Consider the following 14,939-nt stretch of genomic DNA (forward strand, 5'->3'; position numbering starts at 1 on the left):
CATATTCGGCATAATGTCGATGTGACGTCGTATTCGTGACGAGCGTGTGACCTAAATTGGTGCGTGTCCGGGAGGGCGTGATGAATCTGGAAAGTAAATGGCTTGAGGACTTCAGCGCCTTGGCTGCCACCCGCAGCTTCTCCCAAGCTGCCGAGCGCCGATTCGTGACTCAGCCGGCGTTCAGTCGGCGAATTCGCAGCCTCGAAGCGGCGCTGGGGCTGCAACTGGTCAACCGTTCACGCACGCCGATCGAGCTGACAGCGGCGGGTCAGCTGTTTCTGGTCACAGCACGCACCGTGGTCGAGCAGCTTGGGGAAGTGCTGCGCCATCTGCATCACCTGGAAGGCGGGCAAGGCGAGGTGATGCAAGTCGCTGCCGCTCACTCCCTGGCGTTGGGTTTCTTTCCGCGCTGGATTGCCCAGTTGCGCAATGAAGGCTTGAACATCGCCACGCGTCTGGTGGCGACCAACGTCGGCGACGCTGTGCACGCGCTGCGAGAGGGTGGTTGCGATTTGATGCTGGCGTTTTACGACCCGGACGCGGCGATGCAGATGGACCCGGAAATCTTTCCGTCGCTGCACCTCGGGCAGACCGAAATGCTGCCGGTCTGCGCTGCGCACGCGAACGGCAAACCGCTGTTCGATCTGGAAGGCGATGGCAGCGTGCCGTTGCTCGCGTATAGCGCCGGGGCTTTTCTCGGGCGCTCGGTAAACCTGTTACTGCGTCAGCGAGCGCTGCGCTTCACCACCATTTACGAAACCGCCATGGCCGACAGCCTGAAGAGCATGGCGCTGGAAGGGCTGGGGATTGCCTGGGTGCCGCAACTGAGCGTCCGTGCGGAACTGGCTCGCGGTGAGCTGGTGGTCTGCGGCGGCCCGCAATGGCACGTGCCACTGGAGATTCGCTTGTATCGCTGCGCGCTGGTGCGCAAAGCGAACGTGCGGTTGTTGTGGCGCAAGCTCGAAGGCGGAGCGGCCCAAGGTACAACCGGTTCCTGAGACCGCTGAAGATCAAAATGTGGGAGCGAGCCTGCTCGCGAAAGCGGTGTGTCAGGCAACATCGAGGTCGGCTGATGCGCCGCCTTCGCGAGCAGGCTCGCTCCCACAGGGGAATTGTAATGTATTTGATTGACCTTCCAGTCAATAAAACCGGGCTTTTGCGCCGTATGACAGATGGTCGCCATGGGGGCTGTTTATCTGCTTCATTGCGGTATACTGCGCGGCCTTCGGCCGGCTCGACTGGCCAGAATTCGTACAACAAGCCACGCTCTTTTGCGTGGCTTGTTGTTTTTTGACGCGCCTGCGGGCGCCCAGAGAGAAGAGGCACGACGATGAGTGCACTGGTTGGCGTGATCATGGGCTCCAAGTCCGATTGGTCCACCCTTAGCCACACCGCCGATATGCTGGAAAAGCTCGGCATCCCTTACGAGGTGAAAGTGGTTTCTGCCCACCGCACCCCGGACCTGCTGTTCCAGTACGCCGAAGAGGCCGAAGCGCGTGGCATCGAGGTGATCATCGCCGGTGCCGGTGGCGCGGCGCACTTGCCGGGCATGTGTGCGGCCAAGACCCACTTGCCAGTGCTCGGTGTGCCGGTGCAGTCGTCGATGCTCTCGGGCGTGGATTCGCTGCTCTCGATCGTGCAGATGCCTGCGGGCATCCCGGTCGCGACCCTGGCCATCGGCAAGGCCGGCGCTATCAACGCCGCGCTGCTGTCGGCGAGTATCCTGGGCGCCAAGCATCCGCAGTTCCACGACGTGCTGAAAACTTTCCGCGCCGAGCAGACAGACAGCGTCCTGGACAATCCAGACCCACGCATCGCCTGAGGTTATTGACGATGAAGATCGGTGTAATCGGTGGCGGCCAGTTGGGTCGCATGCTGGCCCTGGCGGGTACTCCGCTGGGCATGAACTTCGCTTTCCTGGACCCCGCGCCGGATGCTTGCGCAGCCGCGCTGGGCGAACACCTGCGAGCCGATTATGGCGATCAGGATCACCTGCGTCAGCTGGCCGATGAAGTCGATCTGGTGACCTTCGAGTTTGAAAGCGTCCCGGCGGAAACCGTCGCCTTCCTGTCGCAATTCGTCCCGGTCTACCCGAGCGCCGATGCGCTGCGAATTGCTCGCGATCGCTGGTTCGAGAAGAGCATGTTCAAGGACCTGGGAATTCCGACCCCGGCGTTCGCCGACATCCAGTCGCAAGCCGATCTGGACGCCGCCGTGGCTGCTATCGGTCTGCCGGCCGTGCTGAAAACCCGGACGCTGGGCTACGATGGCAAGGGCCAGAAAGTCCTGCGTACCGCCGAAGATGTCGTCGGCACGTTCGCCGAGCTGGGTAGCGTTGCCTGTTTGCTGGAAGGCTTCGTGCCGTTCACGGGCGAAGTCTCGTTGATCGCCGTGCGTGCTCGGGATGGCGAAACGAAGTTCTATCCGCTGGTTCACAACACCCACGACAGCGGCATTCTCAAGCTGTCCGTGGCCAGTACCGACCATCCGCTGCAAACGCTTGCCGAAGATTACTCCAGCCGCGTACTCAAGCAGCTGAATTATGTCGGCGTGATGGCGTTCGAGTTCTTTGAAGTCGACGGTGGCCTCAAGGCCAACGAAATCGCCCCGCGCGTGCACAATTCCGGGCACTGGACCACCGAAGGCGCCGAATGCAGCCAGTTCGAAAACCACCTGCGGGCGGTGGCCGGCCTGCCGCTGGGCTCGACGGCCAAGGTCGGTGAAAGTGCGATGCTCAACTTCATCGGTAAAGTGCCGGACACCGAGAAAGTCCTGGCCATTGCCGATTGCCATTTGCATCATTACGGCAAAGCCTTCAAGGTCGGGCGCAAGGTCGGCCATGCCAACCTGCGTTGTGCCGACCGCGACACACTCGCCGCGCAGATCCTCAAGGTCGAAGCGCTCATCGCCGAGTAGTTTCCTTGCGTTAACGGCGGAACCATTCAGGGGCCGGCGTTCTCTCATGGCAGTATGCGAAAGTCTGACTAGGCTTTCGCGTAGCCATTCAAATCTGAGGGAAATGCCATGGGAATTATCGGAACCATCTTTATCGGCTTGATCGTCGGCCTGCTGGCCCGGTTCCTGAAACCGGGTGATGACAGCATGGGTTGGATCATGACCATCCTGCTCGGTATCGGCGGTTCGCTGGCGGCCACGTATGGCGGCCAGGCTCTGGGCATCTATCGCGCGGGCGAAGGTGCAGGCTTCCTGGGTGCGCTGGTTGGCGCCGTGGTGTTGCTGGTGATCTACGGTTTGATCAAGAAGCGCTGATCCAGGCGACAAAGCCCTCTCTGCCAAACGCGCGGGGAGGGCTAGAATGCTCGGCGCTTCATCGTCCCTTCTTCTGCCGAGCACCTTCATGCGCCATCTTTTACTGACCTTCCTTTTACTGGGTTCGGGCTATGCCCACGCCGGCGACCTGCCGGAAACCGACTGGCTGGAGCTGATGCCCAAGTCGGACCAGAAGGCCCTCGAGGCCATGCCCGAAATCGATCACGACTCGCCCGAAGCCAACGGCACCTTTACCGAAAAAGGTGGCATGAAGCAGAGCAAGGGTTTGCCGGCCGTGATGTATTCGAGCAAAACCGTGGCGTCGATGAACGACAGGAACATTCGTCTGGGTGGCTATCCGGTGCCGCTGGAGTCCGATGCTGCAGGACGCAGCACCTTGTTTTTCCTCGTGCCCTACCCGGGCGCCTGCATCCACGTGCCACCGCCACCGCCTAACCAACTGGTGCTGGTGCGTTATCCGAAGGGATTGAAGGTGGAGGATATCTACACGCCGTTGTGGGTAACGGGCACGCTGAAGGTCGAGAAGGTCAGCAATGATCTGGCTGATGCGGCGTATGCGCTGGATGCGGCGACAGTCAGAGTGGTGCAGGAATCGGATTTGTAGGTAATCCAAATGTGGGAGCGGGCTTGCTCGCGAAGGCGGGTTAACATTCAGCATCATCGTTGACTGTTGTGCCGCTTTCGCGAGCAAGCCCGCTCCCACATTTGCTTGTGGTGTTCCTATAAAGGCCTGCTACCGATGCTGACGCCGAGGGTATGGCTCGCACCCGGCGCCAGCGTGACCACGTCATCCATCACATTCGCCGTCTCGATGCACAGCATCCGCTGCCAGCCGTCATCCGCCATGTCGCTGAACGCCGCCGCACGATCAATCCATGGGTTCCAGATCACGGCCGAACGCGATCCGCTGCTGGTCAGCTCGACGCGCCGTTCCCACGCCGGATCAACAATGCTCAGCAGCGCAGGCGTCTCAAGATAGATCCGGTCAGTCTCGCCGGTAAACCGCAGGTCACCGACCTGAGGCTTGAGCTTCCAGTCTTCCAGCGTCTCGATGTAACTCAGGCCATTCACGCCTTCAACATGCACATTGCGCACATCGCTGACGGCGAAATAGCTGTGCAATGCCTGGCTGATGGTGACCTCGTCGGCGCCTTGATTAATGCTGGTCAGGCTGATGTGCAGTTGTTCGTCCAGACGGATGCTGAGCTTCAAGTCCACTTGGTGCGGCCAGCCCGGCAAGCCGCCTTCGGGGTAGGGCAGGACGAACTCCACTTTCAGGCCCTCACCGTCGGTTTCGATGCTGCCCAACTCCCAATCCATCGCCCGTACCAGGCCGTGAGCCGGCGCCTCGTCATGACTGACGCGCATCGCCTGTACGCTTTGCGGGTTGCGTGCGAGATTGCCGAACCACGGCCAGCACACCGGCACGCCGGCGCGGATGCTCTTGCCGCTCTTGAACACGGCTTCGTCGTTGAGCCAGATCAGCGGTGGCTGGCCGGCCAGCTGATAACTGAGGATGTGCGCGCCTTGCTGGGCCACCAGCAATTCCGCCTGACCGTGGCGAATGCGCCAGCAATTCAGGTCGTCCAGTTTCATGGCTTCAACGTCGGGCGTGCTCATGGGGCAACTCTCGATCAGGAACATTGACTTCAATGGACCGCAAAACGGTCACTGCGTTTAACGCTGCCTGGTTCAGCGAGCCCTGGACGGCACGGAACGGGTACGGCCGCTGCCGTCGATGGCGACAAACACGAACACCGCCTCGGTTACTTTGCGCCATTCGCTGGACAGTGGATCGTCGCTCCACACTTCAACCATCATCTGGATCGAGCTACGGCCGATTTCCAGCGCCTGGGTATAAAAGGAGAGTTGGGCGCCGACGGCCACCGGGACCAGAAACGCCATGCGATCGATGGCAACTGTCGCTACGCGTCCGCCCGCCACTTTGCTGGCCATTGCGGTGCCGGCCAAATCCATTTGCGCTACCAGCCAGCCGCCGAAAATATCGCCGAAGCCATTGGTTTCGCGGGGGAGCGCGGTGATTTGCAGGGCCAGGTCGCCTTGCGGGATCGGATCTTCTTGTTCGAGCTCTAGCATGCCGGGGGTGCCTCTGACCCGTGACTCTTAATTGGTAGTGCGAATAGATAGTCGTCCAGGAAAAACGATCATGCCTCGAACATACGCTGTTCGACGTGTTTTTCGTAAGGCGTCTATAAGGGAAACTCTGCGAAATGGCCTGTGAAGCTGGCAGGCGTTTTCGCACAGCAACCCTCTCAAACTGTTGCAGAACCGCAAGTATATCGGTCGGTAGACTCCGAGACGACCGTCCGGTTCTGATTTTGACCGCCAATTACGCCCCTCTATGTGCTTTTTCGAACAATTTGGTATGGTGCCGAACCTGCCCAAGCCTCTGCCAGCGTTGTCGAGGCTGCAGATTCGACTATAAGAGAAGCTCTTGCCATGACCACAGCGCCCTCCAGCGTCGCGCAACCGACCCAGCCCGCACGTCCTTTGACCCGCAACGACTACAAGACTTTATCGCTGTCCGCCCTGGGCGGCGCGCTGGAGTTCTACGACTTCATCATTTTCGTGTTCTTTGCCACGGTGGTCGGCAAGCTGTTCTTCCCCGCCGACATGCCTGAGTGGCTGCGGCTGATGCAGACCTTCGGCATCTTCGCCGCCGGCTACCTGGCGCGGCCTCTGGGCGGCATTGTCATGGCCCATTTCGGTGACTTGCTGGGTCGCAAGAAGATGTTCACGCTGAGTATTTTCATGATGGCTGTGCCGACCCTGATCATGGGTTTGCTGCCCACGTATGCGCAGATCGGCATCTGGGCACCGATCCTGTTGCTGCTGATGCGGGTCATTCAGGGCGCGGCGATTGGCGGCGAAGTGCCGGGCGCATGGGTCTTCGTTTCCGAACATGTGCCGCAACGGCACATCGGCTACGCCTGCGGCACCTTGACCAGCGGTTTGACCGCGGGCATTTTGCTGGGCTCGCTGGTCGCGACGGCGATCAACAGCATCTACACGCCGGTGGAAGTCGCGGATTACGCCTGGCGGATCCCGTTCCTGCTGGGCGGCGTTTTCGGGCTGTTTTCCGTCTACCTGCGTCGCTGGCTGCACGAGACCCCGGTGTTCGCCGAGTTGCAATTGCGCAAAGCGTTGGCCGAAGAGGTGCCGCTTCGCGCAGTATTGCGTGATCATCGCGGGGCGATTCTGATTTCCATGCTGTTGACCTGGTTGTTGTCCGCCGGTGTCGTGGTGCTGATCCTGATGACGCCAACTGTGCTGCAGACGGTCTACCACTTTTCGCCTACCACCGCGCTGCAGTCCAACAGCATCGCAATCGTGTTCCTGAGCATCGGTTGCATCATCGCCGGTGCCCTGGCGGATCGCTTTGGCGCCGGCCGGGTGTTTGTATTCGGTTGCGCCGGGCTGCTGGTCAGTTCCTGGACGTTCTATCACAGTCTGGCGGATCACCCGAACTGGCTTTTCCCGCTGTACGCACTGACCGGTTTTCTGGTCGGCACGATAGGGGCGGTGCCGTACGTGATGGTCAAAGCATTCCCGCCCGTAGTGCGCTTCAGCGGTTTGTCGTTCTCCTACAACGTCGCCTACGCCATTTTCGGCGGCTTGACGCCGATGGTCGTCAGCCTGCTTCTTAAAGAAAGTCCGATGGGACCGGCGTATTACGTAGCGGTGCTGTGCGGCGTGGGGATTTTGGTGGGTGGGTATCTTTGGAGGAAGGGGCGGTAGGCCAACGCTTTGTATCGACTGCACTGGCCCCATCGCGAGCAGGCTCGCTCCCACCGGTTTTGTGTACGCCGCAAATCCCCTATGGGAGCGAGCCTGCTCGCGATGAACGATCACGCGGTACAACGTTAGACACCCAATAGTGGCCTTTCATCCAATTGTCATATTTCAGCCATAGAGTGTTCACACGGCCTGCTGATACTTGGCCCCGACTTAAACACCCTATCTGCTAGGAGTAAGGCATGAAACTGAAGCGTTTGATGGCGGCAATGACTTTCGTCGCTGCTGGCGTTGCGACTGCCAACGCGGTTGCCGCTGTTGACCCTGCTATTCCGGGCTACACCAAGACCACTGGTGTGTCGGGCAACCTGTCCAGCGTCGGTTCCGATACCCTGGCCAACCTCATGACCCTCTGGGCTGAGAACTATAAAAAAGAATACCCGAACGTAAACATCCAGATTCAGGCTGCGGGTTCGTCCACCGCGCCACCTGCGCTGACTGAAGGCACCGCTAACCTGGGCCCGATGAGCCGCAAGATGAAGGACAACGAGCTGCAAGCCTTCGAGACCAAATACGGCTATAAGCCAACCGCTATCCCGGTTGCCGTGGATGCCCTGGCGGTGTTCGTACACAAGGACAACCCGATTCAGCACATGACCATGGAACAGGTCGATGCGGTGTTCTCTTCTACGCGTCTGTGTGGCGGCAAGGCCGATGTCAAAACCTGGGGTGAGCTGGGTGTGACCGGTGACCTGGCAAACAAGCCGGTGCAATTGTTCGGTCGCAACTCGGTATCCGGCACTTACGGCTATTTCAAAGAGGAAGCCCTGTGCAAAGGCGACTTCAAGGCCAACGTTAACGAACAGCCAGGTTCCGCTTCGGTGGTGCAATCGATCAGCTCTTCGCTGAACGGCATCGGCTACTCGGGCATTGGTTACAAGACCGCCAGCGTGAAAACAGTGGCACTGGCCAAGAAAGGCAGCACTGAGTTCGTCGAAGACACTGAAGAAAACGCCCTGAACGGCAAGTACCCGCTGTCGCGCTTCCTCTATGTTTACGTCAACAAGGCCCCGAACAAGCCTCTGGCCCCGCTGGAAGCCGAGTTCATCAAACTGGTTCTGTCCAAACAAGGCCAGGAAGTTGTCGTGAAAGACGGCTACATCCCACTGCCAGCCAAAGTCGCTGCCAAAGCACTGGCTGACCTGGGCCTGCAGGAAGGCGGCAGCGTAGCAAAGAAGTAAAACCCTAGGTCCGGGCTAACCCCCGGATCTGTGTAGCAGCTGTCGAGTGAAACGAGGCTGCGATCTTTTGACCTGGCTCTAACCGCAAGCTCAAAAGATCGCAGCCTCGGTACCCTCGACAGCTGCTACAGAAGCCGGGTTGCCCGGCCTTCAAATTTCAATCCGCTGCCTGTCCAAACACGCGGCGGATTTGTCGCGTCACTACACTGTCATCTTTCTGTCATACAGGATCGCTAGGGTGTGCGCATGAATGATCTGGCCAATGCTCCCATGACTACAAATCCCCCCAAGCGAATTGACTTCAATACGCCTGAATTGCAACGCAAGCGCCGCATTCGCGCGCTCAAGGATCGCTTCACCCGCTGGTACGTCCTGATTGGCGGCCTGGCGGTGCTGGCAGCCATTACCCTGATCTTCTTCTTTCTCGCTTATGTGGTTGCGCCGCTTTTCAAAGGGGCTGACCTGCAAGCGCAGGACGCGATCACGCCGGCCTGGATGCAGGACGCCGGCAAGCCGTTGATGATTTCCCTGGAAGAACAGAATCAGGTCGCCATGCGCGTGTCCGACAAGGGCCAGGCACTGTTCTTCGATATTGACAGCGGCGCCGAACTCAAGCGCGTCGACCTGCCGGTGCCAGCCGGGGCCAGCGTGACCGCTATCGGCAAAGACCAGCCAGGCCAGCCGCTGGTCGCGGTGGGTTTTTCCAACGGTCAGGCGCTGGTGTTCCGTCACACCTATAAAGTCTCCTACCCGGACGGCAAGAAGACCATTTCACCGGCCATCGAATACCCGTACGGCGAGGCGCCGATTGCGCTCAACGAGGCCGGTGTTACGCTGGAGCACGTCAGTCTCAACGCGACCGATTCGACCCTGATGCTGGTCGGTTCCAGCGGTTCGCAACTCAATGTTCTGTCGCTCACCAGCGAAGAGAACATGATGACCGGCGAAGTGACCAGCGAGCAGAAGCGCATTGATTTGCCGCAGATGACCGAACCGGTGAAGAACATCTTCGTCGACCCGCGCCAACAGTGGCTGTACGTGATCAATGGTCGTGCTCAGGCCGACGTGTTCAGTCTGCGCGACAAGAGCCTCAACGGCCGCTATAAACTGCTCGAAAACGGCGATGACCAGATCACCGCCAGTGCGCAGCTGGTAGGCGGCATCTCGTTGATTCTGGGCGATTCCAGGGGCGGCCTGGCGCAGTGGTTCATGGCGCGTGACGCAGATGGCGAATCGCGTTTGAAGCAGATCCGTACCTTCCAGATGGGCGACACGCCGATCGTAGAAATCACAGCCGAAGAACGCCGCAAGGGTTTCGTTGCGCTGGACGCGTCGGGCAAGCTCGGCGTGTTCCACAGCACCGCTCACCGCACCCTGCTGGTGGATCAGGTGGTTGATGGTCAGGGCCTGTTTGGTCTGTCGCCACGGGCCAACCGGATCATCGTGGAGCAAGGCGGCAAGCTGCAACCGTTGCTGCTGGAGAACCCGCACCCGGAAGTTTCCTGGAGCGCGCTGTGGAGCAAGGTCTGGTACGAAAACTACGACGAGCCTAAATACGTCTGGCAATCGACCGCCGCCAACACCGATTTCGAACCGAAGATGAGCCTGGCGCCACTGACCTTCGGCACGCTGAAAGCCGCGTTCTACGCCATGCTGCTGGCCGCGCCACTGGCTGTTGCCGCCGCCATCTACACCGCTTATTTCATGGCCCCGAGCCTGCGCCGCAAGGTCAAGCCGGTCATCGAATTGATGGAAGCGATGCCAACGGTGATCCTCGGTTTCTTCGCGGGCCTGTTCCTCGCGCCGTATGTCGAGGGGCATCTGCCGGGCATTTTCAGCCTGCTGATGCTATTGCCGATCGGCATTCTGCTGGCCGGTTTCATCTTCAGTCGTCTGCCTGAATCGATCCGCCTGAAAGTGCCTGACGGTTGGGAGAGCGCGATTCTGATCCCGGTCATCCTGTTCATCGGTTGGCTCTCGTTGTACATGAGCCCGTACATGGAAAACTGGTTCTTCGGCGGCGACATGCGCATGTGGATTTCCCACGACCTGGGCATCACCTACGACCAGCGCAACGCACTGGTAGTCGGGCTGGCCATGGGCTTCGCGGTGATCCCCAACATCTATTCCATTGCCGAAGATGCCGTATTCAGCGTGCCCCGTGGCCTGACCCTCGGTTCCCTGGCCCTGGGCGCGACGCCGTGGCAGACCATGACGCGAGTGGTGATCCTCACCGCCAGCCCGGGTATTTTCTCGGCGCTGATGATCGGCATGGGCCGTGCCGTCGGCGAAACCATGATCGTGCTGATGGCCACCGGCAACACCCCGGTCATGGAAATGAACCTGTTCGAAGGTCTGCGTACGCTGGCCGCCAACGTCGCGGTGGAAATGCCCGAATCGGAAGTCGGCGGCAGCCACTACCGCGTGCTGTTCCTCTCGGCGTTGGTGCTGCTGTTGTTCACCTTCGTCATGAATACCCTCGCGGAACTGATTCGTCAGCGCCTGCGCAAGAAATACTCGTCGCTTTAAGAAAGGTAGAAGTCTGTGAAACAGAACTCCCTGAACGGATGGTTCAAGAGCGGCGCCCCGGGCGTCTGGATCAGCGGTGGCGCGGTGTCCATCGCGGTCATCATGACCATTGGCCTGCTGGCAGTGATTGCCGTGCGCGGCCTGGGTCACTTTTGGCCGGCGGACCTGATCCACGCCAGCTACGACGTACCGGGCCAGGCCAATCACCTGGTGATCGGCGAGGTGGTGCAAAAGGAACAAGTGCCTCGCGAGCGCCTGAAAAGCGCAGGCCTGCCGGTGCCCGATCAGGGCCCGGAGTTCATGACCCGCGAGCTGATCAAGGTCGGCAACCGTGACCTGAATGGCACCGACTTCACCTGGATCGTCGGCGAGTGGCTGACCAACCAGACGACGCCGCCGGAATTGATGGCCATCGAACGTCGCGAGTGGGGCAACTTTTACGGTTACCTGGTCAACGTCAAGGAGAATGGCAAAGTTATCGCTGAAGGTGAAGCTGCCTGGCCGGAACTGCAGGCCCGTGTCGCTCGCGTCAATGAGCTCGCTGCCCAGCTCAAATCCCTGGAAAAGGTCGACATTGGCGCCATCAACGCCGGGCTCGAACGCATTCGTTTGCAGGGTCGCAAACTGGAACTCTCCGGCAAACTCGACGCCGCTGCACAAGCAGACATGGACGCCGATCGCGCTGAGCTGAACGCGCGCTATCAGGACATCGAAGCGCGTCTGGCCGAGTTGCATGCGCAGTTCAACCGCGACAGCCTGACCGCCCGCGATGCCAACGGCAAGGAAGTGGTAATCGACATTGGCAAAGTGGTTCACGCTTTTCAGCCGAACGCGATGGGCACCTTCACCAAGATCGGCTTTTACTTCAGCAAGGTCTGGGAATTCCTGAGCGATGATCCGCGAGAAGCGAACACTGAAGGCGGAATCTTCCCGGCGATCTTCGGTACCGTGATGATGACGTTGATCATGGCGATGATCGTGACGCCGTTCGGCGTTCTGGCAGCGGTTTACCTGCGCGAATACGCCAAACAGAACACATTGACGCGGATTATCCGCATCGCGGTAAACAACCTGGCCGGTGTGCCGGCAATCGTTTACGGCGTGTTCGGCCTGGGCTTTTTCGTCTACGTGCTGGGCGGCTCGGTCGACCGCTTGTTCTTCCCGGAAGCGCTGCCTGCGCCGACGTTCGGTACGCCGGGCCTGCTCTGGGCCTCTCTGACGCTGGCGCTGCTGGCGGTGCCGGTGGTGATCGTCGCCACCGAAGAAGGCTTGGCGCGGATCCCTCGCACCGTGCGTGAAGGTTCGCTGGCGCTTGGTGCCACCAAAGCTGAAACCCTGTGGAAGATCGTGCTGCCAATGGCCAGTCCGGCGATGATGACCGGCATGATTCTCGCTGTGGCGCGTGCCGCCGGAGAAGTGGCGCCGCTGATGCTGGTGGGCGTGGTGAAACTGGCGCCGTCGCTGCCGCTGGACGGCAACTACCCGTACCTTCACCTTGACCAGAAGATCATGCACCTTGGCTTCCATATTTATGACGTCGGCTTCCAGAGCCCTAACGTCGAAGCCGCGCGGCCGCTGGTGTACGCCACAGCGTTCCTGCTGGTGCTGGTGATCGCGACACTGAACCTGTCGGCGGTATACATCCGCAACCACCTGCGCGAGAAGTACAAAGCGCTGGATAGCTAAAGCCATTAGCCACAAGCGGCAAGCTACAAGCCGCTTTTGCTCAAATCTTGCAGCTTGCAGCTCGAAGCTGGCAGCTACGAACGGAGTGAGACCATGCAGCACGAAACTCATACCCACGGCATCAATATGTCGGCGCTGGGTCGCGACAAACAGAGCCTGAACCTTGAGCAGGAAACCGTGGCCATCGAAGTGCCGGGCCTGAGCCTGTTTTACGGCGACAAACAAGCGCTGTTCGACGTCAGCCTGAACATTCCGAAACAGCGCGTGACCGCATTCATCGGCCCGTCCGGCTGCGGCAAGTCAACGCTGCTGCGCACTTTTAACCGCATGAACGATCTGGTCGACGGCTGCCGCGTAGAAGGTGCGATCAATCTCTATGGCAACAACATCTACCGCAAGGGCGAAGACGTTGCCGAGTTGCGTCGTCGCGTCGGCATGGTGTTTCAAAAGCCCAACCCGTTCCCGAAAACCATCTACGAGAACGTGGTGTACGGCCTGCGCATCCAGGGCATCAACAAGAAACGCATTCTCGACGAAGCCGTCGAGTGGGCGTTGAAAGGCGCGGCGCTGTGGGACGAGGTCAAAGACCGTCTGCATGAATCGGCACTGGGCTTGTCCGGTGGTCAACAGCAACGTCTGGTGATCGCGCGCACCATCGCCGTAGAGCCGGAAGTGCTGCTGCTCGACGAACCGTGCTCGGCACTCGACCCGATCTCGACGCTGAAAGTCGAAGAGCTGATCTACGAGCTGAAATCCAAATTCACCATCGTCATCGTGACCCACAACATGCAGCAGGCCGCACGGGTTTCCGATTACACGGCGTTCATGTACATGGGCAAACTGGTGGAATTCGGCGATACCGACACCCTGTTCACCAATCCGGCGAAGAAGCAGACCGAAGATTACATTACGGGCCGATATGGCTAGTTGAGGCAGCTTCAAGCCGCAAGCTTCAAGCGGCAAGTTAGAGCGGTTCAGCGTAACGACATACATCGGCTTGAAGCTTGCAGCTTGAAGCTCGCAACTTTCGCGGAGCAAACAACATGATTTCGAAGGAAGGCTTAACCCACCACATTTCCGCGCAGTTCAACGCCGAGCTTGAGGAAGTGCGCAGCCACCTCCTGGCCATGGGCGGGCTGGTGGAGAAGCAGGTCAATGACGCGGTGACTGCGCTGATCGAGGCCGACTCCGGCCTGGCTCAGCAGGTTCGCGAAATCGATGATCAGATCAATCAGATGGAACGCAACATCGACGAAGAATGCCTGCGCATTCTGGCCCGTCGTCAGCCTGCGGCCTCTGACTTGCGGCTGATCATCAGCATCTCCAAGTCGGTTATCGACCTGGAGCGCATCGGTGACGAAGCGACCAAGATCGCCCGTCGCGCCATTCAATTGTGTGAAGAAGGCGAGGCGCCGCGCGGTTACGTAGAGGTGCGTCACATCGGCGACCAGGTGCGCAACATGGTTCGTGATGCGCTGGACGCATTCGCCCGCTTCGACGCTGACCTGGCCCTGTCGGTCGCGCAATACGACAAGATTATCGACCGCGAATATAAAACCGCACTGCGTGAACTCGCCACTTACATGATGGAAGATCCGCGCTCTATCTCGCGGGTTCTGAGCATTATCTGGGTGCTGCGTTCGCTGGAACGCATCGGCGACCACGCGCGCAATATTTCCGAACTGGTGATTTACCTGGTGCGCGGCACTGACGTACGTCACCTGGGCCTCAAGCGCATGAAGGAAGAAGTTGAAGGCACAAGCAGCGAAAACGCTAATGTTCCGGGCGCAGCGGACGATAAGTAAGATTGCCCAAGTAAAGCGCCCGGCCTTTCGGCCGGGCGTTTTCGTTTCGGGTTTACGCATCGAATGCAGCACCCGCGAACGAAAAGTCCCGGCGTGACTGAAGCTTTTTGGCAATGTGCCATCAGAGAAGGCGGTATCCTTGCCGGGATTTTTTAAAGGGGTGATGGATGAGTAAGGTCAGTGTGTTGGTCGTGGACGATGCATCGTTCATTCGTGACCTGGTGAAAAAATGTCTGCGCAATTATTTCCCGGGCATCCGTATCGAAGACGCGGTCAACGGCAAGAAAGCTCAGTCGATTCTGGCGCGCGAAGCGTTCGATCTGGTCCTGTGCGACTGGGAAATGCCGGAAATGTCCGGCCTGGAACTGCTGACCTGGTGTCGTGAGCAGGACAACCTCAAAACCATGCCTTTTGTGATGGTGACCAGTCGTGGCGATAAAGAGAATGTCGTACAGGCGATTCAGGCCGGCGTTTCCGGCTATGTCAGCAAACCCTTCACCAACGAACAACTCCTGACCAAGGTCAAGCAGGCGCTGAACAAGGTGGGCAAACTCGATACCTTGATCAATAGCGCTCCGACCAAAATGAACTCGGCGTTCGGCAACGACTCCCTGAGTGCGTTGACCGGAGG

At 59.5% G+C, this 14,939-nt stretch carries 14 protein-coding genes; 12 read left to right on the top strand and 2 right to left on the bottom strand.

What is annotated here, in order from left to right; genetic code table 11:
* Positions 1-80: 80 nt before the first annotated feature.
* The 5 genes from F8N12_RS24270 to F8N12_RS24290 all read left to right on the top strand — a co-directional run bounded on the left by F8N12_RS24270 (position 81) and on the right by F8N12_RS24290 (position 3,895).
* Positions 81-998 carry a LysR substrate-binding domain-containing protein gene (locus tag F8N12_RS24270; protein ID WP_150582636.1) on the top strand — a complete coding sequence of 306 codons (918 nt, stop codon included), beginning with the start codon at positions 81-83 and terminating at the stop codon, positions 996-998.
* A gap of 332 nt (positions 999-1,330) precedes the next feature.
* A complete protein-coding gene (gene purE / locus F8N12_RS24275; protein ID WP_150582637.1) occupies positions 1,331-1,822 on the top strand; it encodes a 5-(carboxyamino)imidazole ribonucleotide mutase in 492 nt (163 codons plus the stop codon).
* An 11-nt stretch (positions 1,823-1,833) separates the two neighbouring features.
* A complete protein-coding gene (locus F8N12_RS24280) occupies positions 1,834-2,916 on the top strand; it encodes a 5-(carboxyamino)imidazole ribonucleotide synthase (RefSeq protein ID WP_150582638.1) in 1,083 nt (360 codons plus the stop codon).
* Between the two features lie 108 nt (positions 2,917-3,024).
* Entirely contained in the window at positions 3,025-3,270 is a 246-nt protein-coding gene (locus tag F8N12_RS24285; RefSeq protein ID WP_028620423.1) for a GlsB/YeaQ/YmgE family stress response membrane protein, read from the top strand.
* A gap of 88 nt (positions 3,271-3,358) precedes the next feature.
* Entirely contained in the window at positions 3,359-3,895 is a 537-nt protein-coding gene (locus F8N12_RS24290; protein WP_150582639.1) for a DUF3299 domain-containing protein, read from the top strand.
* A 116-nt stretch (positions 3,896-4,011) separates the two neighbouring features.
* Here F8N12_RS24290 and F8N12_RS24300 read toward each other — a convergent pair whose 3' ends face one another.
* A complete protein-coding gene (locus F8N12_RS24300) occupies positions 4,012-4,911 on the bottom strand; it encodes a D-hexose-6-phosphate mutarotase (protein ID WP_150582640.1) in 900 nt (299 codons plus the stop codon).
* A gap of 72 nt (positions 4,912-4,983) precedes the next feature.
* On the bottom strand, positions 4,984-5,388 hold the full coding sequence (locus F8N12_RS24305) for an acyl-CoA thioesterase (protein WP_150582641.1): 405 nt from the start codon (positions 5,386-5,388) through the stop codon (positions 4,984-4,986).
* Between the two features lie 363 nt (positions 5,389-5,751).
* On the opposite strand from F8N12_RS24305, the gene F8N12_RS24310 reads away from it, so the two are divergent.
* From F8N12_RS24310 to F8N12_RS24340, 7 genes are all read left to right on the top strand, one after another.
* A complete protein-coding gene (locus F8N12_RS24310; protein ID WP_150582642.1) occupies positions 5,752-7,050 on the top strand; it encodes an MFS transporter in 1,299 nt (432 codons plus the stop codon).
* 239 nt (positions 7,051-7,289) lie between these two features.
* The gene (locus F8N12_RS24315) at positions 7,290-8,288 is read left to right on the top strand and encodes a phosphate ABC transporter substrate-binding protein PstS (RefSeq protein WP_150582643.1); all 999 of its coding nucleotides are present in this window, start codon (positions 7,290-7,292) and stop codon (positions 8,286-8,288) included.
* A 246-nt stretch (positions 8,289-8,534) separates the two neighbouring features.
* Complete coding sequence (locus tag F8N12_RS24320) at positions 8,535-10,817, top strand: ABC transporter permease subunit (protein ID WP_150582644.1); 2,283 nt, start codon at positions 8,535-8,537, stop codon at positions 10,815-10,817.
* A 15-nt stretch (positions 10,818-10,832) separates the two neighbouring features.
* A complete protein-coding gene (gene pstA, locus F8N12_RS24325) occupies positions 10,833-12,503 on the top strand; it encodes a phosphate ABC transporter permease PstA (RefSeq protein WP_150582645.1) in 1,671 nt (556 codons plus the stop codon).
* 93 nt (positions 12,504-12,596) lie between these two features.
* Positions 12,597-13,430: a phosphate ABC transporter ATP-binding protein PstB gene (pstB, locus tag F8N12_RS24330; protein ID WP_150582646.1), complete on the top strand. Its 834-nt coding sequence runs from the start codon at positions 12,597-12,599 to the stop codon at positions 13,428-13,430.
* Positions 13,431-13,546: 116 nt separating this feature from the next.
* Positions 13,547-14,308, top strand: coding sequence for a phosphate signaling complex protein PhoU (gene phoU, locus F8N12_RS24335; RefSeq protein ID WP_150582647.1), 762 nt, complete (start codon positions 13,547-13,549; stop codon positions 14,306-14,308).
* A 167-nt stretch (positions 14,309-14,475) separates the two neighbouring features.
* Positions 14,476-14,939 (top strand): response regulator (locus F8N12_RS24340; RefSeq protein ID WP_150582648.1); only part of this gene is annotated, 464 nt, incomplete at its 3' end.

This window comes from Pseudomonas fluorescens (assembly GCF_902497625.1).
Lineage (GTDB): Bacteria > Pseudomonadota > Gammaproteobacteria > Pseudomonadales > Pseudomonadaceae > Aquipseudomonas > Aquipseudomonas fluorescens_BQ.

Excerpts from the sequence above, each read along its gene's own strand:
- F8N12_RS24270 (WP_150582636.1), top strand. The coding sequence starts at position 81 with ATGAATCTGGAAAGTAAATGGCTTGAGGACTTCAGCGCCTTGGCTGCC.
- purE (WP_150582637.1), top strand. The coding sequence starts at position 1,331 with ATGAGTGCACTGGTTGGCGTGATCATGGGCTCCAAGTCCGATTGGTCC.
- F8N12_RS24280 (WP_150582638.1), top strand. The coding sequence starts at position 1,834 with ATGAAGATCGGTGTAATCGGTGGCGGCCAGTTGGGTCGCATGCTGGCC.
- F8N12_RS24285 (WP_028620423.1), top strand. The coding sequence starts at position 3,025 with ATGGGAATTATCGGAACCATCTTTATCGGCTTGATCGTCGGCCTGCTG.
- F8N12_RS24290 (WP_150582639.1), top strand. The coding sequence starts at position 3,359 with ATGCGCCATCTTTTACTGACCTTCCTTTTACTGGGTTCGGGCTATGCC.
- F8N12_RS24300 (WP_150582640.1), bottom strand. The coding sequence starts at position 4,911 with ATGAGCACGCCCGACGTTGAAGCCATGAAACTGGACGACCTGAATTGC.
- F8N12_RS24305 (WP_150582641.1), bottom strand. The coding sequence starts at position 5,388 with ATGCTAGAGCTCGAACAAGAAGATCCGATCCCGCAAGGCGACCTGGCC.
- F8N12_RS24310 (WP_150582642.1), top strand. The coding sequence starts at position 5,752 with ATGACCACAGCGCCCTCCAGCGTCGCGCAACCGACCCAGCCCGCACGT.
- F8N12_RS24315 (WP_150582643.1), top strand. The coding sequence starts at position 7,290 with ATGAAACTGAAGCGTTTGATGGCGGCAATGACTTTCGTCGCTGCTGGC.
- F8N12_RS24320 (WP_150582644.1), top strand. The coding sequence starts at position 8,535 with ATGAATGATCTGGCCAATGCTCCCATGACTACAAATCCCCCCAAGCGA.
- pstB (WP_150582646.1), top strand. The coding sequence starts at position 12,597 with ATGCAGCACGAAACTCATACCCACGGCATCAATATGTCGGCGCTGGGT.
- phoU (WP_150582647.1), top strand. The coding sequence starts at position 13,547 with ATGATTTCGAAGGAAGGCTTAACCCACCACATTTCCGCGCAGTTCAAC.